The sequence below is a fragment of the Nesterenkonia sp. PF2B19 genome, assembly GCF_001758425.2.
GTDB lineage: Bacteria > Actinomycetota > Actinomycetes > Actinomycetales > Micrococcaceae > Nesterenkonia > Nesterenkonia aethiopica.
The window spans coordinates 92709-113596 of sequence record NZ_MDSS02000004.1; the positions used below are offsets into that span (position 1 = coordinate 92709).

Here is a 20888-nt window from a genome sequence, read left to right on the forward strand (position 1 = left end):
GGACTCCCGCTCCAGGTTCGGGGTCATCGGGGTGCTCACCTCCGAGGCGGCAGCGACGCCGCGGACGACGTCCCAGAAGGACGGACGTGCGGAGGCCGGCGTCTCCGGGTGCTCGGCAGGGGCCGCATGCGGGGTCGTCGACCCCGCCGATGCGGTGCCCGACGCCTCTCGGGCGTCCCGACGCGAAGCGCCGGTGGTGAGCGGACCAGCCGGGCGATGGCCCAGGTGGTCCACGCAGTAGACCCGGCTCCGTTCGGCCGCCCGGAGCAGCTCCTGACGTGTCCCGAGGAGGTCAGGGGCCGGGCGCCACCAGGCCGTGAGCTCGAGCGCGAGGACTCCGCGGCGATGGCGGTGGGCCTGGGAGTCGCTGTCCGCGGCGTCGCCGGAGAGCTTCTGGGTCACCGGTGCCGACTGATAGCGGAACGCCGCCACATGGTCGGCCACGTAGGTGGGGGCATGGTGCCTGGTGGGGGAGACCGGCAGCAGCACGTCGAAGCTCCCGGCCGCGGCCTCCGCCCCGGACTCCTCCACCCGCCCGGCCAGCTCCTCCCACGTGATCAGCTCGACGTCGGCATGAGTCTGCTCGGCCATCTCGCGGGCGAGGTCGTCCGTGCGCTGCTCGGCGACCGCCAGGACCCTCTCCCGCACGGGCGTCACGTTCAGCCCCGCGCGCTCGCAGATGCGCCGCAGCACGTCGGAGGCGTGGTGGTCGGTGAAGACCTTGCGGATGCCGTCGCCCTGGACGCGGCGCAGCTCCTCCTGCGACATCAGCTGCAGGGTCTTGGCGACGTCCTCCGCGGAGTTCGCGATGTAGGTGTGCGGGTGGTAGGAGTTCAGGCCCTGGTTGTAGGTGGAGAGCACCATCGTGCCGCTGGCCTGCAGCTCCAGGATCTGCGGGTCGAACACCGCCTGCGAGTCGACGACGGCGTTGATGGTCAGCGCCACATCCATGGCTCGCTGCAGCGTGTCGGTGCCGTAGGTGAGGTCGATGTCGGCGGCCTCGTCCGCCGAGACCGTCCAAGGCCCGTAGCGGGTGGGGATCACCCAGTGCTCCGAGTCCGGCGCCTGCGCGGGGTCGGGCTGCAGGAGGACGACGGGACGACCGGAGATCAGGGCACCGTCGAGCAGCGCCGGGGCGTAGGGTGGGTCAGAGAGGTGGCCCGCCGGGTGCGTCTGCTCGCAGCCCAGCAGCGCCACCAGGTCGGTGCGCGCCGGGCGCGTGCCGATCGGACTGTGGATCAGCGGATTGACGCCCGCCGGGATCACGTCCACGCCGGTCGACTCGGTCTCCTGAGCGCGGTACAGGGCCGCGGCTTCGGCGTCGGTGGTGACGATCCGCGAGCATGCGCGCGCCAGCTCCGCGGTCTCCTCGACGGCGGTCCCTGCGGTGGACACCAGCACGGTGGGGACCCCTCTGCCCCGGAACGCGGGGATGACGGTCTCCGCGAGATGGCGCATCGTCAGCGCGTGCTCCAGCTCGGCCCGCGCGTCAGCAGCTCGGCGGCCTCCGCGCCGTCGAGCGCGTCGCGAGCAGCGGGGGAGGCCGCGGCATCCTCGAAGCCGTCCTCCCAGAGCAGCGGGAGAGGCCCCGTGTCGGTGGCCACCAGCAGCAGGTCGAGGTCCTCAAGGTGCTCCCGCCACGTGGAGCCGGTCAGTGCCACGACGTCGGCGAGTCCGCTGAAGCGGGCCTGGACCCGGGGAGCCCCGATGATCCCCAGTCGCACCGGCAGGCGAGGACGAGAGATGCCCATCTCGCCGTCGGGGAGGCCCTGGGCGGCCTCGAGGGCCTCCTGGAGGCGATGCGCAGGCGTGTGCAGGGCCTGAGGCCCGATGGTGTCCGCAACGGTGAGCGCCTGCAGGTCGTCCGCGGTGAGTGAGGAGACCGCCCCCGGGGAGATGGTCGCGATCTGGGCGAGGAACTCGTGCCGCTGGCGGTGCTCCTCAGCGCGGCGCAGGTGGTCCCGAGCGTGGTCCCGGCGCAGCCGATCCGTCGGATGCGCCCCCGCGTCGGCCTCTGCGGCGGTCCTGGGTCGAGGTTCGGCACCGGTCTTGCGGACGTCGCCGTCGTCTCGCCGCCGCGTCGTCGGTGCACCAGCTCCCGGCCGCCCGCCGATGGGCGTCCTCCACGGTCCGCAGCGCCGCGCGATGGGTGCGCAGAGCGGCGCCGAGCACATCCGTCTCGCGGAGTCGGCCGGGTCGGGGGGAGGGGGCAGCGGGGGAGCCGGTCAGGGAGCCTGTCGGCTCCTGCGGCCCCGCCGGGGGAGTCTCTGTCCAACGCACATTGCTACTCTAGAGGTTCGGCAGATGACACGCCCGGTCGGCCACGCGGGCCGGAGCGGCTCTGCCCTGCCTGCCCCAGCTCTGTCGATCTAAGGATCTGCACCCAGTGTTCAACTCCCTCTCCGATCGCCTCACAGCGACATTCAAGAACCTCCGCGGCAAGGGGCGCCTGACCGAGGCGGACATCGACGGCACAGCCCGTGAGATCCGTCGGGCCCTGCTGGACGCCGACGTCGCCGTTCCGGTGGTGCGTGAGTTCATCGCCCGCGTGAAGGCCCGTGCGCTGGGCTCTGAGGTTGCCGAGGCACTCAACCCAGGCCAGCAGGTCGTGAAGATCGTCAACGAGGAGCTCGTGGGCATCCTCGGAGGTCAGACGCGCGAGCTGCAGTTCGCCAAGCAGCCTCCCACCATCATCATGCTCGCCGGTCTCCAGGGCGCGGGAAAGACGACCCTGGCCGGGAAGCTCGCGTACCGACTGAAGAACCAGGGTCATACCCCCCTGCTGGTCGCGTGCGACCTCCAGCGCCCCAACGCGGTGAACCAGCTGCAGGTCGGCGGGCGGCGGGCCGGCGTGCCGGTGTATGCGCCGCATCCCGGGGTGTCCTCTGAGGAGGAGACGCCCACCGGGGACCCGGTGGGCGTGGCCCGCGACGGTGTGGCCGAGGCACGTGAGAAGCTCCACGACGTCGTCATCATCGACACCGCCGGCCGTCTGGGCGTCGACTCCGAACTGATGCAGCAGGCTGCCGACGTCAAGGCCGCCGTCGGTGCCCACGAGGTGCTGTTCGTCATCGACGCGATGATCGGTCAGGACGCGGTCACCACGGCGCAGGCCTTCAACGAAGGCGTGGACTTCACCGGCGTGGTGCTCTCCAAGCTCGACGGCGACGCCCGAGGCGGAGCCGCGCTCTCCGTGGCCTCGGTGACGGGGAAGCCCGTCATGTACGCCTCCACCGGTGAGGGGCTGAAGGACTTCGAGGTCTTCCACCCCGACAGGATGGCCCGGCGCATCCTGGACATGGGTGACGTGCTCTCGCTCATCGAGCAGGCCGAGGCCAGCTGGGACAAGGCCGAGGCCGCCAAGATGGCCCAGAAGTTCGCCGACCGGGAGGACTTCACCCTCGAGGACTTCCTCGCCCAGATGCAGCAGCTCAAGAAGATGGGCTCCATGAAGAAGCTGCTGGGCATGATGCCCGGCGCCCAGGGCATGCGGGAGCAGCTTGACCAGTTCGACGAGTCCTCGATCGGCCGCGTGGAGGCGATCATCTACTCGATGACCCCGCATGAGCGGGTCGCTCCGAAGATCATCAATGGCTCGCGTCGGGCCCGCATCGCCCGGGGTTCGGGCGTCCATGTCTCCGAGGTGAACCAGCTCCTCGAGCGGTTCACTCAGGCGCAGAAGATGATGAAGAAGATGGCCGGCGGGGGCGGGATGCCGCAGATGCCCGGCGGCGGAGGGGCGCCCGGCGGCGGGATGCCCGGGATGCCCGGCATGCCCGGTATGGGTGCCGGCAAGGGGCGGAAGAAGCCCGCCAAGGGCAAGGGGAAGAAGAAGGCGAAGTCCGGCAACCCGGCCCGCGCCGCGCAGGAGGCCCAGGAGGCGGAGCGCCGGAAGGCCGAGGCGGCCAAGAAGCGCATGGACGGTTCGAGCTTCGGAGCGGCCGGTGACGACGCCTTCGACCCGGCCCAGCTGAACCTGCCGAAGGGCTTCGAGAAGTACCTCAAGTGAGGCGCCGTGCGTCCGGGGCGCGTCGAATCGCGCCCTGAGGGTTTGTCTGGCACAATGGGCAGGTACTGTGATCGGCCGTGGCGACCCTCTGACCCTGCGGCAGATCACTGTTCCTTGAGCGGTCGCATCGACTGAGCAGCAATCCCCACGCAGCACGATGCTCGGCCGCGCCCCTGAAAACAAGAAACAGGAGTGGACCACTCAAGTGGCAGTCAAGATTCGTCTGAAGCGGATGGGTAAGATCCGCGCACCGTACTACCGTGTCGTCGTCGCCGACTCCCGCACCAAGCGTGACGGAGCGGCCATCGAGCAGATCGGCAAGTACCACCCCACCGAGGAGCCCTCGTTCATCGAGATCGACTCTGAGCGTGCCCAGTACTGGCTCTCCGTCGGCGCTCAGCCGACCGAGCAGGTCATGGCACTGCTGAAGATCACCGGTGACTGGCAGAAGTTCAAGGGCCTCGACGGCGCCGAGGGCACTCTGAAGACCAAGGCTCCCAAGGAGGAGTACCAGGTCCCGCAGAAGGGCTCGGTCATCGTCGGAACCTCCGAGAAGGCTCCCGAGAAGCCCCAGGCCGAGGAGTCCGCGGAGCTTCCGCCGAGGAGACCACCGAGGACAAGGCTGAGTGATTCCGCGTGGCTGATGCAGTGCTGACCGATGCTCTCGAACACCTGGTGCGCGGCATCGTCGACTCACCTGATGACGTCGACGTCCGTCGTCGCAGCGGGCGCCGTCACGATGTGCTCCAGGTCCGGGTCCACCCGGACGACCTCGGCCGGGTCATCGGTCGAGCGGGGCGCACTGCCAAGGCACTGCGCACCGTGATCGCCGCGCTCCCAGACGGCGAGCACGTCCGCGTCGACGTGGTCGACACCGACCGGCGTCGCTGAGCGACGTCCCAGGCTGCGACCACTATGAGCACTGCCCAGAACGGGAAGCGCCCAGAGACGAGCGACCCGCAGGCACCGCCGGAGACGGCGGAGCGCCTGCGGGTCGCTCGCGTGGGCAAGCCGCACGGCGTCCGTGGCGAGGTCACGGTGCAGCTGTTCACCGATGAGCCCTCCGAGCGGCTCGCCCCCGGAGCCGAGCTCATCCGCACGCCGGGGCGGGACACCCTCGACCGGAGCACCACGTCGTTGACTGTGACCGGTCAGCGGTGGAACAAGAGCATCTGCCTGCTGCGGTTCGCCGAGGTCGACGACCGCGATGCCGCAGAGGCGCTGCGCGGCTCGTTCCTGCATATCGACGTCCCGGCGGAGCCGGAGGACGACGACGGCTGGTACAGCCATCAGATCGCCGGTCTGCGCTGCGTGGGCCCGGACGGTGAGGAGCTCGGCACCGCGCGGGAGCTCATCACCGGCGCCGCGCAGGACCTGCTGTCCGTGGGGACGCCTTCGGGTGAGGAGGTGTTGGTTCCCTTCGTCGTCGAGCTCGTTCCGGAGATCGACCTCGAGGCCCAGCTCATCCGCCTCAACCCTCCCGCCGGTCTCTTCTGACCCCACGTCCCGAGCCGTCAGGCCTCTCAGCCGGCCCTCCGTGACCGATGACCAGGAAGGCATCCGTTCTGATGCGCATCGACGCCGTCTCGATCTTCCCCGAGTTCTTCGACGTGCTGGACCTCTCGCTCATCGGCAAGGCCCAGCGTGACGGACTTCTGGAGCTGCGCCGCCACCAGCTGCGCGACTTCACCACCGACCGGCATCGCACGGTCGACGACACACCGACCGGCGGCGGCGCGGGCATGGTCATGAAGCCGGAGCCGTGGGCCTTGGCCTTGGAGAACGTGCTCGCGGCTCCGAGCCCCGCTGAGCGCCCCGTGCTGATCATCCCCACGCCCGCCGGTGACGTCTTCACCCAGCGCACCGCCGAGGAGCTGGCCGCACGGGAGCATCTCGTGTTCGCCGCTGGTCGCTACGAGGGCATCGACCAGCGCGTCACGGACTGGGCCCAGGAGCACTTCGACGTCCTGCCTCTGAGCATCGGCGACTACGTGCTCAACGGGGGGGAGGCGGCCATCATCGTGATGGTGGAGGCGATCACCCGTCTGCTTCCCGGAGTGCTGGGGAATCCGGAGTCCCTCGACGAGGAGTCCCACGCCGACGGCCTCCTCGAGTATCCCGTCTACACGAAGCCGGCCGTCTGGCGCGGGCATGAGGTGCCGGAGATCCTGCTCTCGGGCAACCACGCGAAGATCGACGAGCACCGGCGCCAGGAGCAGCTGCTGCGGACCCGGCGCATCCGCCCCGATCTCTACGCGAAGCACATCGTCGCCCAGGAGGAGGCGGCGCGGCGCGCCGACGAGGCCCAGGGCTGAGGGACTCGTCCCGGTCCGGTCGCCCAGGCGTCGACGATCTGGCATAATGGTCCTCCGTGCCTGCTGGACGGGTTCATCTGCCATGGGGGATGACCGTCAACAGTGAGGCCGCCGGTGCCGCTGATCCTGTCGGCGCCGGAGATCACACCTGATGACCTGCGCCCCGAGGGCATACGCCCGCCTCCGGGTGAGAGGTCTGTCGATCAGGACGAGTGACCTGTGGCAGTCGTCCGAGGAGAAACACCATGCACACTCTCGACTTCGTCGACGCAGCAAGCCTGCGTGATGACATCCCCGAGTTCGCCCCCGGCGACACCGTGAACGTGCACGTCAACATCGTCGAAGGCAAGACCACTCGTGTCCAGGTCTTCAAGGGTTACGTGCTCGGCCGCCAGGGTCGCGGCGTCGGCGAGACCTTCACCGTCCGCAAGGTCTCCTTCGGCGTCGGCGTGGAGCGCACCTTCCCGGTGCACTCCCCGGTGATCGAGAAGGTCGAGGTCGTCGCCCGCGGTGACGTCCGTCGCGCCAAGCTCTACTACATGCGTGACCGCCACGGCAAGGCCGCTCGCATCCGCGAGAAGCGCGAGTCGGCCATCGCCCGGCAGCAGGGCGAGGACGTCGAGGCGACCGAGGCCTGATCGGTCTGGACCAGGTCTGACCGGCTCCGGTCTGTCGGACCCGGTCCGATGTCCGACGAGCCGATCGGGCTGCGCCCATGTCGTCATCTCCGAACCCCGAGTCTCCCGGCACTGCCGATGAGGCTCGGGGTTCGTCGTCTGCTCAGCGACGCGTGAGGCTCTGGCATCTGATGCTGCTGACCGTGCTGGCGGCCGTGCTGGCCACCACGGCGGTGCGCACCTGGGTGGTCGACGTCTACACGGTCGACCAGAACTCGATGCAGCCCACCCTGGACGACGGCGAACGGATCCTGGTGGACCGCTCTTATCCGGGAAGTTCGGGTGCGGACCGTGGGGACGTCGTCGTCTTCGACGGCACGGGGTCCTTCACTCCGTACCAGGCAGACCATGGTGCGCTCGTGGAGCTGGCTGAGAGGGCAGGTCACTGGTTCGGCATCGGGTCGCCCCCACAGACCTATGTGAAGCGCGTGATCGGCGTCGGCGGCGACACGGTGGCCTGCTGTGACGAGCAGGGGCGTGTGACGGTGGACGGCGAACCGCTCGAGGAGCCCTACCTGGGGTGGCGTCCCAGCCCCGAGGAGCCGGCCTCCGAACAGTCCTTCGACGTCGAGGTGCCCCCGGGACGCCTGTGGGTCATGGGCGACAATCGCGACGAGTCGGTGGACTCGCGAGCCCTGCTCGGGGCTCCGGGCGGCGGTATGATCAGCGAGGATCGGCTGATCGGCCGCGCTACCGATGTCTTCTGGCCCTGGAGCGCGCGGCGTGACCTCGCCGAGGACAGCACGTCCGCAGCGGACCCGCATCCCCTGCTGGGATCCGCCGACGACCACGAACGCCAGGAGGGCACGGATGAGCAGTGAGGACGAGCCGCGCGGCGTGTCCGAGGAGCCCGCTTCGGGTGAGGGGACGGGAGGTCCGGACCGGCCCGGGGCCGACGGTCCGCAGGAGCGCCGCCGGCTGCGGGATCGCAGTCCGGCCGCCGCCTTCCTGGTCGAGATCGCGACCATCGTGGTGCTCGCGCTGATCATCTCCTTCGTGGTGAAGACCTTCCTGATGCGGGCGTTCTACATCCCGTCGGAGTCGATGGAGTCGACGCTGGAGGTCGATGACCGCATCGTGGTGAACCTGCTGGCACCGGAGGTCATGGACGTCGAGCGGGGAGACGTCGTGGTCTTCGAGGACACGCGCGGATGGTGGGGTGCCGCGGAGGCCGCCGACACGACGGCGCTGCAGGACACACTGATCTTCCTGGGCCTCATGCCTGACACCTCGGCGCACTACGTGGTCAAGCGGGTGATCGGGATGGACGGCGACGAGGTGGAGTGCTGCGACGACTCCGGCAGGATCAGCGTCAACGGCGAACCCATCCACGAGCCGTACCTGTTCCCCGGAGACGCCCCGAGCCAGACTGAGTTCTCCGTGACGGTGCCGGAGGGTCACGTCTGGCTGCTCGGTGACCACCGATCGGCCTCGGCGGACTCGAGAGCTCATGTGCAGGACGGTGACATGGGAGCGGTGCCGCTCGACGACGTCATCGGCCGCTCGACGGCGATCATCTGGCCCTGGGACCGGTGGGCCGGTGGCGGGTCGGACCGCGACCCCTTCATCGAGGTGCCGGAGGCGCCCTGATGCCGGAGAACGCGACGCTGCTGCCGGAGCTGGCCCTGGCCTCGTCGATCGGTGCGCGCTACGTCGCCGGAGTGGACGAGGTGGGCCGTGGGGCGTTGGCCGGGCCCGTGACCGTCGGCGTGACGGTCTTCGACCTCTACGAGCCTGGACTTGAGTACTGTCCCACGACGGGCGTGGTCGAGGGGCTCGACGGGGTGCGAGACTCGAAGCTGCTGACCGCCGCAGCTCGGCAGCGATGGGCTCCGGTGGTGCTCGAACGGGCAGCCTCGTGCAGCGTCCAGCACCGAGAGGCCGCCCGCATCGACCAGATCGGCATCACGGCGGCGCTCCGCGAGGCGGGCCTGGCGGGCCTGGACGAGGTGGAGAACTCGCTGGGGCTCGCCGTCGACGCGGTCATCCTCGATGGCTCCCATGACTGGCTGACGGGCGGGGCGTCCCCGCGCGTCCATCCTCTGGTGAAGGCTGATGTCAAGGCCCTCTCCGTCGCGTCGGCCAGTGTGGTGGCGAAGGTGCGCCGCGATGCCCTGATGGCGGACCTGGCGCAGCAGCACCCCGGCTACGGCTGGGAGTCGAACCGCGGCTATGGCTCGGCGGCCCACCGTGCAGCCCTGGTGGAGCGGGGGCTGACCCCTCAGCATCGGCGCTCCTGGAAGCTGGTGCCGGGAAGGCATTCCCTCCGGGACGCCGCCCTCCGCCGGTGACTCGGGCCGGCACGTGGCGTCTTCCGTTCCTCCACAGGAGCGACCGGTGGGCTGACGACACGCCCAGCCCTCCACAGACCGCGTCGCGGAGCTCGTGGGCTTTTCGGCGGCGGGGCAGAGTGGTGCGCACCGAGGAAGGGAGCACCACAGATGGAGATCACTCCGTCGCGGCACCAGCACCAGGCGCCGCCGAGCAAGGACGAGCTGGGACTGCTGGGGGAGGAGTACGCGGAGACGCACCTGGTCGCGGCCGGCCACATCGTGCTGGACCGACGCTGGCGCAGCCGCCACGGTGAGCTGGACCTGATCACTCTCGACGACGGCGTCCTGGTGGCCGTCGAGGTCAAGACCCGCCGTGGCCGTGGCTGGGGTCATCCGTTCGAAGCCGTGACCCCGGTGAAGCTGCACCGGCTGCACCGGCTGCTCCGCGAGTACGCCGCTCAGCACAGCGGCGTGCGGGTGCCTCTGCGTGTGGACGCCGTCTCGGTGCTCTTCCCCGCCGAGCGCGACACCGCACTGGGTGTGCCGCAGATCGAGCACCTGGAGGACCTGCGGCCATGAGCATGGGACGCGCCCGCTCGGTGGTGCTCGTGGGAGTCCAAGGGCACCTGATCGACGTGGAGGCCGACATCGGCCAGTCGCTGCCGGCCTTCATCCTCTTGGGGCTGCCGGACGCATCGCTGCGGGAGAGCCAGGACCGCATCCGGTCCGCGGCGAAGAACTCCGGACTGGACCTGCCCTCCCGGCGGCTGACCGTGAATCTGCTGCCTGCTTCTCTGCCGAAGTCCGGCTCAGCCCTGGATCTGGCGATTCTGATGAGCGCGTGGGCGGCCGACGGGCTGGTCGCCGGCACCGACGAGGTGGTCTTTCTGGCTGAACTCGGTCTGGACGGCCGCCTGCGCCCGGTGCGAGGCGTTCTGCCTGCGGTCGCGGCTGCCGCGCGGGCCGGGGCGGTGCGTGTGGTGGTCTCCCGACAGAACGCGGCCGAGGCCGCGCTGGTGCCCGGCATCGAAGTCTGGGCCGCGTCCCATGCCTACGAGGTTGCCCAAGGCTTCGCCGTGTCCGGACGGCGGGATCGCGGCGTCGCCGGCGTGGATCCACGCCGTCTTCCGGTGGACCCGGATGTGGTGATGGACCGCCACACCGGCAGCGCCGCGGCGGACCAGGACGTGGAGCCGGGACCCGAAGCCCTGCCCGATCTCGCAGAGGTCCGTGGGCAGCCCCAGGCACGGTTCGCGCTGGAAGCGGCCGCCGCCGGTGGTCACCATCTCCTCCTCATGGGTGCACCCGGCGCCGGGAAGACCATGTTGGCGGAACGACTGCCCGGCGTCCTTCCACCGCTGGGCGACGATGAGGCGATGGAGGTGACCGCCATCGGCTCGGTGGCGGGGCCGACGGGACCTGTCACGGCCCTGACACGACGTCCTCCCTTCGAAGCGCCGCATCACAGCGCCAGCACGGCGGCGATCATCGGCGGCGGCTCCCGGCTGCCCCGCCCGGGCGCGGTGACGCGGTCCCACCGGGGCGTCCTGTTCCTCGATGAGGCGCCGGAGTTTCAACGCTCCACCTTGGATGCCCTGCGTCAGCCTTTGGAGACGGGGGCGGTGACTCTGCACCGATCGGCGGGCACCGTCACGTATCCCGCGCGTTTCCAGCTGGTCATGGCTGCGAATCCGTGTCCATGCGGGATGGCTGTGGGCACCGGGCGGGACTGTACCTGCACGGTGCTGCAACGCCGGTCCTACCTCGCGCGGCTCTCTGGTCCGCTGCTGGACCGCATCGACCTGCAGGTCCAGGTGGAACGGCCTCGATCCGCCGCCATGGCCCTGGCGGAGCCCGGAGAGAGCTCCGCCGAGGTGCTGCGGCGTGTGATGGGGGCTCGCGGCGCCCAAAGGGAACGGCTCGCCCCCTGGGGCTTGAGGACGAACGGGGACCTCCCGCTGCGACTGCTCACCGGACCGCTGCGGCTGACACCCGCCAGCACCCGGGCGCTCGATGCGAGCCTGGATCGGGCGGTGCTCTCGCTCCGCGGCTATGTCCGGGTGCTCCGTCTGGCTTGGACGCTGGCCGACCTCGCCGGCCAGTCCTGCCCAGGGACCGAGGAGGTCGATGCGGCGATGCAGCTGAGGCAGACCGCGGAGGAGAGGAGGGCGGCATGAACGGGGCCGTCGGACAGGACCGAGGGAGACCTGCTGTCGACGAGGATCTGCTCCGGGTGCGGGCCGAGCTGAGTCGCCTGGTCGAACCCGGTGACGCACTCGCCGGGCTGCTGGTCGCTCATCTGGGGCCGGTAGAAGCCCACGCACTGATCATGTCGGAGGCAGATCCTGGGGCGACGCTGACCACTCAGATCGGGGAACTGGGGGCACAGTCCGGGCTCGGTGCGAGACAACGCGATCTCCATGCTGGGCTGGCCCGTTGGCGCACTCGCCGGAGGCAGGCCCAGGGGGCGCGTGACCTGGAGACCATCTGGAGGTTCGGAGGGGGCCTGACTGTGCCGGAGGACCCATGGTGGCCCAGTGAGCTCGAGGATCTCGGCGGGGCCGCGCCGCTGGCGCTCTGGCATCGTGGCGCCGGGTCGCGCATCGAGGCCGCATGGGGCCGGCTGCCGCGTCTGCCCCGTCGGGTCGCCGTCGTCGGCTCGCGGGAGGCGAGCGACTACGGGCTGCGGGTCACAGCCGAGATCGTCGAGGACCTGGTGGGCCACGGTGTCTGCATCGTCTCCGGAGGGGCCTACGGTATCGATGCCGCCGCCCATCGTGCCGCGCTGCGCCGCGACGGTGCGGCGCCGCACGGTGCGGCAGGCCCGACAGCGGATGGGGCGATCCTCAGAGGTGCCGAGGCGGCCGCTCCGACCGTCGCGGTCCTCGCAGGGGGCCTGGACCGATTCTATCCCGCCGGCAATGACTCCCTCCTGCGGGCGGTCGGGGAGCACGGCCTGCTGGTGAGCGAGATGCCGCCCGGTGGGAGTCCGACCAGACACCGCTTCCTGCACCGGAACCGGTTGATCGCTGCGCTGACCGCGGCGACGGTCGTGGTGGAGTCCCGATGGCGGTCCGGGGCGCAGAACACGGCCCACCACGCCTTGGGGCTCGGTCGACCGGTCGGTGCTGTGCCGGGCAGTGTGCATGCGGCGAGATCCGCAGGCTGTCACCGGCTCCTGCGCGAGACCCCCGCCGAAGTGATCACAGATGCCGCTGACGTCGTCAGCCTCATCGCTGAGGTGACCCCGACAGCCACCAGCGCCGGGCCTGCGGATCCGCGCATCGGAGGACTCGACCAGCCGAGACTTCCGCTGCCGGAACGGTCGGGTCCCACGGTCTCCGTGCGCACAGCGGGCGATCGGGGCGGCCGAGGGCAGGACGCCGGGGACAGCGGAGCCCCGGGGGAGCGCGCGAGGATCACGGAGGTGCTGGATGGCCTGGACCAGACCGACAGGCTGCTGTTCGATGCGTTGCCGCTGCGGCGGCTCAGCACCGCCGGAAAGCTGTCGGAAGTGGCGGGACTGCCCATGCCGCAGGTGCTGGGCGGGCTCACCCGGCTCCAACGGTGCGGCCTGGCGCGGGAGTCGGGCGGCCGCTGGGGGCGGAGCACGGTGTGCGCGACGTCGTGATCGCACCGATAGACTGCCGACATGGAGGACAGGGACGATCCGGCCACAGGCCGGAGAGCCAGACCGCCGGGCGGCAGTCCGGACGGCGACCTCGCGCGCGTGCCCGCCGACGATGCCGTGGGTGCCGTGGGTGCCGTCGATGCCGCGGATGCCGCGGGTGCCGAGCAGGACGCCCTGCTCCGGGACTACCTGACCCATCTCAGCGCAGAGCGGGGACTCTCGGCGCACACTGTGCGCTCGTACCGCACTGACCTTCGTCAGCTTCGGCAGGCCGTGGGTCCACTGGCTCGGCTGGACCTGCTCCGTCTGCGCACCTGGCTGGCGGACCTCCACGACGCCGGTCTCGGACGGGCGACCGTGAACCGCAAGATCGCGGCGGTCCGCAGCTTCACCGCGTGGGCGCACCGTCGTGGTTCCCTGCCCGAGGACCCCTCAGTGCGGCTTCGGACCGCGCGGACGGCCCGCCGCCTGCCGGACGTCCTGCAGGACCGTCAGGTGGATGAGCTGATCACCCGGCTCACCGAGCGGTGCCGGGACACTGCGGAGCGGCGCGCGGAAGCCCCGATCGACCACGCCGTCGCCCTGCGGGACCTCGCCATGGTCGAGCTCCTCTACGCGACCGGCATGCGTGTGGCGGAGCTGGTCGGGCTCGACGTGCCGTCGTTCGCCGCCGATCGCCGGATGGTCCGCGTACTGGGCAAGGGGGACAAGGAACGGATGGTGCCCTACGGCGTGCCCGCCGAGCAGGCCGTCGAAGCCTATCTGGAGCAGGGGCGCCCGCGTCTCGTCACGGAGCGCTCCGGGCAGGCCGTCTTCCTGGGACGTCGCGGGGCGCGCATCGACCAGCGCACGGTCCGTCGGGTGGTCGATGTTCTGCTCGAAAGCCTCGGCACCACGGCGGCCCGGGGTCCTCACGCGCTGCGTCACAGCGCCGCCACCCATCTGCTCGACGGTGGTGCAGATCTGCGGACAGTGCAGGAGCTGCTGGGACACGCCTCCTTGTCGACCACTCAGCTCTACACCCACGTCTCCGTCGAAGGCCTGCGTGCTGCCTATGGACAGGCGCATCCTCGGGCCTGAGCCTGCGCGGACGTCCTGCGGGAGCGTGAGCGCCCGCCACAGGTGACCGGGACGAGGGGTGACGAGACACAGCCCTCACAGATGGTGTCGCGGCGCACGCTCACCTGTTAAGCTGTCCACGGAGTCCAGGCCGCTCGGCCGGCGTTCGTCAGAGCGCAGGCGTTCGGTCGGCTGTGACTCCACTTGGCAGATGAGTCATCGCTCATGCACAATTGTCGAGTCACAGCTTCATACTGCAGATGCACCCATCCGGTGCCGCGCTGTCGGTCGTAGGGGAAGACGTACCAACAGCACAACGGAGGATGGATATGTCTGCACACACGGCCCGGGGTGTCCTGCACATCCACTCGGCGCCTGCTGCGCTCTGCCCGCATGTCGAATGGGCGGTGTCGTCAGTGGTGGATGCGCGAGTGGACTTCCAGTGGGAGCCCCAGCCCGCCTCGCCCGGCACGTTCCGCGCCGAGCTGAGCTGGCGCGGCACCCAGGGGGTCGGAGCCACGTTGGCCTCCACCCTGCGGAGCCTGGCGCAGCTGCGCTTCGAAGTCACGGAGGACCCCAGCCCGGGCTGTGACGGCAGCCGCTGGTCCCACACTCCGGAACTCGGGATCTTTCACGCCACCACCGACGTCCACGGCAACATCCTGGTCTCCGAGGACCGGATCCGCTATGCCTATGAGATGGGGGCCGGCGACCCCTCTGTGGTCTATCAGGAGCTCTCGCTGGCCCTGGGCGAGGCCTGGGACGAGGAGCTGGACCCCTTCCGCCACGCGGCCGAGGGCGCACCGGTGCGATGGCTGCACCGCGTCGGCTGATCGGCTGACGCCTGTCGGTCCGGTGGAGCCCTCCTCCGTCCACCGCCGACGTCTGAACCTGCCGCTGAATCGCCTTCGGGCGATCGCTTCCCACGCGGCACCGCTTCCCACAGCGTGACAGAAGGGCGGTCTGTCCAGGATCAGCAGATCCCGGGCAGACCGCCCTTCGCACGTCCTGCGAGATCCCCGGTGGGGAACGCTCAGAGAACGATCGGAGCCGAGACTGCGATCAGACGGTGCGGAACGCCACCACCGAATTGTGCCCGCCGAAGCCGAAGGAGTTGCACAGGGCGACCTGATCGCCGGCCGGCAGTTCACGCGCCTGCCCGGTGACCACGTCCAGCGGCATGTCCGGGTCCTGGTTCTCGAGGTTGATGGTGACGGCGGCCTTGCGGTCGTGGAGAGCCAACACGGTGAGCAGGGACTCCACGGCACCAGCGGCGCCCAGCAGGTGACCGGTCTGGGACTTGGTCGCCGAGACGCAGACCTCGTCGAGGCGATCCCCCAGGGCCGACTTCAGCGCCGTGTACTCCGGCTTGTCGCCGACCGGCGTCGAGGTGGCGTGGGCGTTGACATGCGTGACGTCCTCCACCGAGGCGCCTGCGTCGGCCAGCGCCTTGCGCAGTGCCCGAGTAGCCCCCATGGCCTCCGGGTCGGGTGCGGTGATGTGGTGAGCGTCAGAGGTGACGGCGGCTCCGGCCAGTTCGGCATAGATGGTGGCGCCACGGGCCTTGGCATGCTCCTCGGTCTCCACCACCAGGGCACCGGCGCCTTCACCCATGACGAAGCCATCGCGGTCGACGTCGTAGGGGCGAGACGCCGCGGCAGGGTCGTCGTTCCGGCGGGAGAGCGCCTGCATCGAGGAGAACGCCGCCAGCGGAAGCGGGTGGATGGCGGCCTCGGTGCCGCCGGCCATGACGACGTCGGCCTCGCCCTCCCGCAGCATCCGGATGGCCATCTCCAGGGCTTCGGTGCCCGAGGCGCAGGCCGAAACGGCGGTCCGAGCGCCGGCCCGGGCGCCCAAGTCCAGGCTGATGGCCCCGGCGGCGCCGTTGGGCATCAGCATCGGCACGGTCATGGGCATCACGCGGCGAGGCCCGCGTTCACGCAGGGTGTCCCACGAGTCGAGCAGGGTCCACACACCTCCGATACCGGTGGCGAAGGACACCCCGAGGCGTTCTGGATCGACGTCGGCCTCATCCAGGCCGGCATCCTTCCACGCCTGACGGGAGGCGACCATGCCCAGCTGCGTGGAGCGGTCCATGCGCCGGGTCTCGGGCCGGGCGAGCACTTCCGCGGGCTCGACCTGGACCTCGGCTGCGAAGGTGACGGGGAGCTGGTACTGCTCGACCCAGTCGTGCTCGAGGGTCTTGGCGCCCGGCGTGCCGGTCAATGCGTTCTTCCACAGGGTCGGCACGTCGCCGCCGATGGGTGTGGTGGCGCCGAGGCCGGTGATGACGAGACGGCGTGTCATGGATCTACCTCTGGTCAGTGGTGGATGGTGGGTCTTCAGTCGGGAACGGGCCGGCGCACGGCCCGAGATCGTCGGGACCTGCGGCGCCTGCCCGCTCCCCGGACACTGAGGCCGGGCAGGTCAGCCCTTGGCGTCGGCGATGAAGGTGACGGCGTCGCCGACGGTGGAGAGGTTCTTGACCTCTTCGTCGGGGATCTTCACGTCGAACTTCTCTTCGGCGTTGACCACGATGGTCATCATCGAGATCGAGTCGATGTCCAGGTCCTCCGTGAAGGACTTCTCCAGCTGGACCTCTTCGGTCTCCAGTCCGGTCTCCTCGTTGACGATCTCAGCCAGGCCGGCGAGGATCTCGTTCTTGTCAGCCACGGGGCTGCTCCCTTCTGTTCGGTCGTACGAGTCGCTCGTACGGTGTTCTGGTGTGTGCCTCAGGTGTCCCTGACGCTGTCGGCCTGGCCGGGCGGCTGTGCGACGCCTCGACCAGGACATCTGTGGTGGTCCTCCGCGCCCGGGTCAGGGCAGGCGGACGACCTGGGCGCCGTAGACGAGCCCGGCGCCGAAGCCGATCTGCAGGCACAGCCCGCCGGAGAGCTCGGGGTTCTCCTCCAGCAGCCGGTGGGCGGCCAGCGGGATGGACGCGGCGGAGGTGTTTCCCGCATCGGCGATGTCGCGTCCGACGAGCACGTGCTCCGGGAGCTTGAGCTGCTTGACCATCTCGTCGATGATCCGGATGTTGGCCTGGTGCGGCACGAAGGCGGCGAGATCCTCGGCCGTGATGCCCGCGGCGTCGAGGGCCTTCTGCGCGGTCTTGGCCATCTCCCAGACGGCCCACCGGAAGACGGTCGGTCCGTCCTGCCGCAGAGTGGGCCAGAGGGTGGTCTCCGGATCCAGCAGCTCACCGGCGTCGCCGGTCTCCCGAGCTCGCGCCAGTGCGTCGCGCAGCGGGATCAGCGAACCGTTCATCGACACGGAGTCCCACTTCTCGCCGTTGGAGCCCAACAGGCTGGGGGAGATGCCCGGCGTCTCGGCCGGGCCGACGACGGCCGCGCCGGCACCGTCTCCCAGGAGGAAGGAGATGCTGCGCTCATGGTTGTCGATCACGTCGGAGAGCTTCTCGACGCCGATCACCAGGACATGCTTCGCGAGTCCGGAGCGGACGAAGGAGTCGGCCTGGGCGATGCCGTAGCAGTATCCGGCGCAGGCCGCGGAGATGTCGAAGGCCGCCGCCGGGGTGGAGCCGATCCGGTGGGCGACCGCGGCGGCCGCTGAGGGCGTCTGATAGGGGTGCGTGACGGTGGCGACGATGACGGCGCCGACGTCCTCGCCGGTGAGTCCGGCCTTCTCCAGGGCTTCCCGGGCCGCGCCCTCTGCCATGTCCACCACGGAGACGTCCGCGGCCGCACGGTGGCGGGTTCGGATTCCGGTGCGCTGGCGGATCCATTCGTCGGAGGAGTCGATCCACTGGCAGATCTGCTCGTTGTCGACGATGACATCCGGGCGGTAGGCGCCCATGCCCATCACCTGGGTGCCGGCGACGGTCTCGGTCTGATTGAGTGTGGCTGTCACGGAAGCTGTCCTTGCTGTGAATCGGCGCTGCCGGAGGGCAGCTGCGGGGATCGGGGCGCGGCTCGGCGCATCGGACGGTGAGTGGGGCTCAGGCGTGGTCGGCGACGAACGTCCGGGCGGCGTCGAGGTCGTCGGGGGACTTGACGGCCAGAGCGGCCACACCCTTGAGGCCGCGCTTGGCGAGCCCGGTGAGAGTGCCGCCGGGAAGAAGCTCCAGCACACCGGTGACGCCGGCGGCCTTCATGGACTCCATGCACAGGTCCCACCGCACGGGACGTGTGACCTGTTCCACGAGTCGGTCCAGGACTTCGCCCCCGGATGCGACGGCCTGGCCGTCGCGGTTGGAGAGCAGACGTGCCATCGGGTCCTGCACCGAGAAGTCCGCCACGGCGGCGGCCAGAGTCTCCTGGGCGGGGGCCATGTGCTGGGTGTGGAAGGCGCCGGCCACCTTCAGCGGGATCACCCGGGCGCGGGCCGGGGGCTCAGCCTCCAGGGCCGCGATCCGGTCGGCCGTGCCGGCTGCCACGATCTGTCCGGGGCCGTTGGCGTTGGCGGCGGTCAGGCCGTGGGCCTCGATGCTCTCACGCACCCTGGTCCACGACGCCGCCGAGCACCGCCGCCATGGAGGTCGCCTCCGCGGCGGCCGCCTGCGCCATGCCTGCTCGCGGACTCGGATCAGGCGCAGCGCCTGATCCGCGCTGAGCACTCCGGCCAGGGCGGCGGCCGGCACCTCACCGACGGAGTGGCCGGCGAAGAGCAGCTGGTCGGTGTCCACAGCCTCGGTGGTGTGACCGGGGGTCAGGCCCAGGGCGCGCGCCGACAGAAGAGACGCGGCGACGATGAGGGGCTGGGCGAGTGCGGTGTCGCGGATGGTGTCCTCGTCGGACTGGGTGCCGTGGAGGACCAGGTCGGTCTCCGCGACCTCCGACCATTCCTGCAGCGTCTCGCGGGCGGAGTCGTCCTCGAGCCACGGCGAGAGGAAGCCGGAGGACTGGGAGCCTGTCCAGGGCAGATGATCGCTAGCACACTACCAACCTTCCATATCGCAGCTGCTCGGAGCGGGGCATGGGTGGACCAAGCTCTCCGGGGACCTTTGTGGGGTCTCTACAAACCCGAGGCCAGGACGAGTCTACAGGCGTCCGACGGCCAGAGCGGTCTGCAGCACGTACGCGTCGCGCGGCTCCGTCGGGTCCCAGCCCGTGATTTCTGTGACGCGGCGGAGCCGATACCGCACGGTGTTCGGGTGGACGTAGAGCGCGCGGGCCGTCCCCTCCAGCGACCGGCCGGCGCTGATGTATGCCGTCACGGTCTCGAGCAGACCGTTGCCGGCAGCGGCCAACGGCACGAAGGTCGCCTCGCGGAGCATCTGCCGGGCCGTGTCGTCCCCGGCCAGCGCACGTTCCGGGAGGAGGTCGTCGGCAGCCACCGGATTCGGGGCCAGGGTCCAGGCCGGGGCGGCGCTGTGTCCGGAGTAGGCGGCCTGGGCGCAGCGATGCGCCTGCTCGATGGAGCCGGAGATGCGCGAGTAGACCACGTGCCCCTCGCCGAAGCTGGACATGATGCGTTCCAGACCCCCATCGAGGTCGGTCACGCCGCCGAGCAGCAGGACCAGCCTGTCGCCCTGGACGCCGACCACCGCATCCGCCGCGAAGCGCACGCACTGCCGCCTCAGGTGGCTCATGAAGGCGGCGTCCGCCTGGTCGGGCGCGGGTCCGACCACGACCACGACTCCCGACGAGCTGCGCCAGCCGACGGCGGAGGCACGGGAGGCGATCTGCTCTCCGGCCTCACCGCGCAGCACGGCGTCGACGAGCAGGGCCTCCAGGCGCGAGTCCCAGGCGCCGCGGGACTCGGCGGCACGGGCGTAGACGTCGGCGATGGCGAAGGCCACCTCGCGCGAATAGCGCAGCACGGCTTCGAGCATGCCCTGCTGATCGTCGGCGGGCACCAGGCCGGGGAGCCGATGCTCCACCGCTTCGACGATCGTGCGGATCAGCTGCAGGGCACGCTGGAGCGAGATGGTCCGCATGAGGTCCTGCGGCGCGGAGCCGAGGAGCTCGTTGACCAGGGGCAGGGAACGTGTCTGCGGGTTGTCCAGCCAGTTGACCAGGCCGAGGATGCCGCGCTGGGCGATCAGCCGCAGGGAGGCGCGCTCGTCGGTGGTGAGCTGCCGGTACCAGGGCAGCGTGCCCTCCAGGTGGAGGTTCACCGCCGTGGTGAGGTGGTCGGTGTGCCGCCGCAGGACCTCCAGGGAAGCCTCGGAGACCCGGGCGGGCGGAGGCAGCTGAGGGGCGGAGGCGGTCATGGGCCCTGAGCCTAGTCGGTCAGGGATGTGACCGGCCAGTTGTGCCTCTCCTACAAAAACAGGCGTCGACGGGCCCGGAGCCGAACACAGATCAGGGGCCGCTCGACCGGTGTGCGGTCGCGCGGCCCCTGATCTGCGGGACGGACCTGTGGGGACGTCAGCCTCGGCGGCGTGCCTCCGTGTCCTCGGTCCTCAGCCCAGGCGATGGTCCTCAGCCCAGGTGTTGGTCCTGGGCTCAGGCATCGCCTCCTGTGGACCCCGAGGTCCCAGCATTGGGATCAGAGAGCTGGTACTTCTCGATCGCTTCCTCAGCCAGGCCTGGGTCCAGGGTGTTCTCTTCGGCCAGCATCTGCAGAGCACGGATGACCATGGAATGAGCATCAATACGGAAATGCCGACGCGCAGCAGCCCGGGTATCCGAGAACCCGAAATCATCTGCCCCTAGAGTCGCGAACCTGTTCGGGATGAACTGCCGGATCTGGTCCGGGACCTGCGTGGAGTAATCCGTGGTCGCGATCACTGGACCCGAAGCCCCGGCCAGCTGTTCAGTGATGAACGGGGTCTGCGGCTCTCGAGATGGATCCAGCATCGCAGAAGCCTGTACCGCCAGTGCTTCACGACGCAGCTCGTTCCACGAGGTCACTGACCACACATCAGCAGCCACCCCCCAATCAGCGGCCAGCAGCCGCTGGGCCTCCAACGCCCAGGGCACCGCGACCCCAGAAGCCATCAGCTGCACCACCGGAGCA

General features: G+C 70.1%; 21 protein-coding genes. 14 read left to right on the forward strand and 7 right to left on the reverse strand.

Features of this window, described 5'->3' with window-relative positions; all coding sequences use genetic code 11:
• Positions 1–1460 precede the first annotated feature (1460 nt).
• Complete coding sequence (locus BCY76_RS02175; RefSeq protein WP_085437105.1) at positions 1461–2174, reverse strand: hypothetical protein; 714 nt, start codon at positions 2172–2174, stop codon at positions 1461–1463.
• Positions 2175–2386: 212 nt separating this feature from the next.
• Between BCY76_RS02175 and ffh the strand changes: the two genes are divergently transcribed.
• The 14 genes from ffh to BCY76_RS02245 all read left to right on the forward strand — a co-directional run bounded on the left by ffh (position 2387) and on the right by BCY76_RS02245 (position 14797).
• On the forward strand, positions 2387–4009 hold the full coding sequence (gene ffh / locus BCY76_RS02180) for a signal recognition particle protein (RefSeq protein ID WP_070161403.1): 1623 nt from the start codon (positions 2387–2389) through the stop codon (positions 4007–4009).
• 205 nt (positions 4010–4214) lie between these two features.
• Positions 4215–4664, forward strand: coding sequence for a 30S ribosomal protein S16 (gene rpsP / locus BCY76_RS02185; protein ID WP_070161405.1), 450 nt, complete (start codon positions 4215–4217; stop codon positions 4662–4664).
• A complete protein-coding gene (locus tag BCY76_RS02190; protein ID WP_070161407.1) occupies positions 4658–4900 on the forward strand; it encodes an RNA-binding protein in 243 nt (80 codons plus the stop codon). The genes rpsP and BCY76_RS02190 overlap by 7 nt, the downstream gene beginning before the upstream one ends.
• 24 nt (positions 4901–4924) lie before the next feature.
• Positions 4925–5506, forward strand: coding sequence for a ribosome maturation factor RimM (rimM, locus tag BCY76_RS02195; RefSeq protein WP_083277662.1), 582 nt, complete (start codon positions 4925–4927; stop codon positions 5504–5506).
• 71 nt (positions 5507–5577) lie between these two features.
• Positions 5578–6324 carry a tRNA (guanosine(37)-N1)-methyltransferase TrmD gene (gene trmD, locus BCY76_RS02200; protein ID WP_070161409.1) on the forward strand — a complete coding sequence of 249 codons (747 nt, stop codon included), beginning with the start codon at positions 5578–5580 and terminating at the stop codon, positions 6322–6324.
• A 245-nt stretch (positions 6325–6569) separates the two neighbouring features.
• Positions 6570–6962, forward strand: a complete 393-nt coding sequence (gene rplS, locus BCY76_RS02205) for a 50S ribosomal protein L19 (RefSeq protein ID WP_070161411.1) — start codon at positions 6570–6572, stop codon at positions 6960–6962.
• A 152-nt stretch (positions 6963–7114) separates the two neighbouring features.
• Complete coding sequence (gene lepB / locus BCY76_RS02210; RefSeq protein WP_070161413.1) at positions 7115–7822, forward strand: signal peptidase I; 708 nt, start codon at positions 7115–7117, stop codon at positions 7820–7822.
• Entirely contained in the window at positions 7812–8591 is a 780-nt protein-coding gene (gene lepB / locus BCY76_RS02215) for a signal peptidase I (RefSeq protein ID WP_083277663.1), read from the forward strand. The genes lepB (BCY76_RS02210) and lepB (BCY76_RS02215) overlap by 11 nt, the downstream gene beginning before the upstream one ends.
• Complete coding sequence (locus tag BCY76_RS02220; RefSeq protein ID WP_070161415.1) at positions 8591–9292, forward strand: ribonuclease HII; 702 nt, start codon at positions 8591–8593, stop codon at positions 9290–9292. Before lepB (BCY76_RS02215) ends, BCY76_RS02220 begins: the two co-directional genes overlap by 1 nt.
• Before the next feature lie 150 nt (positions 9293–9442).
• On the forward strand, positions 9443–9853 hold the full coding sequence (locus tag BCY76_RS02225; RefSeq protein WP_070161417.1) for a YraN family protein: 411 nt from the start codon (positions 9443–9445) through the stop codon (positions 9851–9853).
• Positions 9850–11451, forward strand: a complete 1602-nt coding sequence (locus tag BCY76_RS02230) for a YifB family Mg chelatase-like AAA ATPase (RefSeq protein WP_085437106.1) — start codon at positions 9850–9852, stop codon at positions 11449–11451. Before BCY76_RS02225 ends, BCY76_RS02230 begins: the two co-directional genes overlap by 4 nt.
• Positions 11448–12905, forward strand: coding sequence for a DNA-processing protein DprA (locus BCY76_RS02235; protein ID WP_085437107.1), 1458 nt, complete (start codon positions 11448–11450; stop codon positions 12903–12905). Before BCY76_RS02230 ends, BCY76_RS02235 begins: the two co-directional genes overlap by 4 nt.
• Before the next feature lie 21 nt (positions 12906–12926).
• Positions 12927–13985 (forward strand): tyrosine recombinase XerC, encoded by a 1059-nt coding sequence (locus BCY76_RS02240; RefSeq protein WP_083277664.1) that lies wholly within the window; start codon positions 12927–12929, stop codon positions 13983–13985.
• Positions 13986–14293: 308 nt separating this feature from the next.
• A complete protein-coding gene (locus tag BCY76_RS02245; protein WP_070161423.1) occupies positions 14294–14797 on the forward strand; it encodes a DUF3145 domain-containing protein in 504 nt (167 codons plus the stop codon).
• Between the two features lie 229 nt (positions 14798–15026).
• On the opposite strand, the gene fabF is transcribed toward BCY76_RS02245, so the two are convergent.
• From fabF to BCY76_RS02275, 6 genes are all read right to left on the reverse strand, one after another.
• Entirely contained in the window at positions 15027–16271 is a 1245-nt protein-coding gene (gene fabF / locus BCY76_RS02250; RefSeq protein WP_085437108.1) for a beta-ketoacyl-ACP synthase II, read from the reverse strand.
• Positions 16272–16391: 120 nt separating this feature from the next.
• Positions 16392–16637, reverse strand: coding sequence for an acyl carrier protein (locus tag BCY76_RS02255; RefSeq protein WP_070161425.1), 246 nt, complete (start codon positions 16635–16637; stop codon positions 16392–16394).
• Between the two features lie 144 nt (positions 16638–16781).
• Positions 16782–17786, reverse strand: coding sequence for a beta-ketoacyl-ACP synthase III (locus BCY76_RS02260; protein ID WP_085437112.1), 1005 nt, complete (start codon positions 17784–17786; stop codon positions 16782–16784).
• 136 nt (positions 17787–17922) lie between these two features.
• Positions 17923–18846, reverse strand: coding sequence for an ACP S-malonyltransferase (locus tag BCY76_RS02265; RefSeq protein ID WP_085437109.1), 924 nt, complete (start codon positions 18844–18846; stop codon positions 17923–17925).
• A gap of 117 nt (positions 18847–18963) precedes the next feature.
• Positions 18964–20139 carry a PucR family transcriptional regulator gene (locus BCY76_RS02270; RefSeq protein WP_070161427.1) on the reverse strand — a complete coding sequence of 392 codons (1176 nt, stop codon included), beginning with the start codon at positions 20137–20139 and terminating at the stop codon, positions 18964–18966.
• Between the two features lie 235 nt (positions 20140–20374).
• The coding region (locus BCY76_RS02275; protein WP_442935339.1) for a transketolase-like TK C-terminal-containing protein at positions 20375–20888 on the reverse strand (514 nt) is incomplete at its 5' end.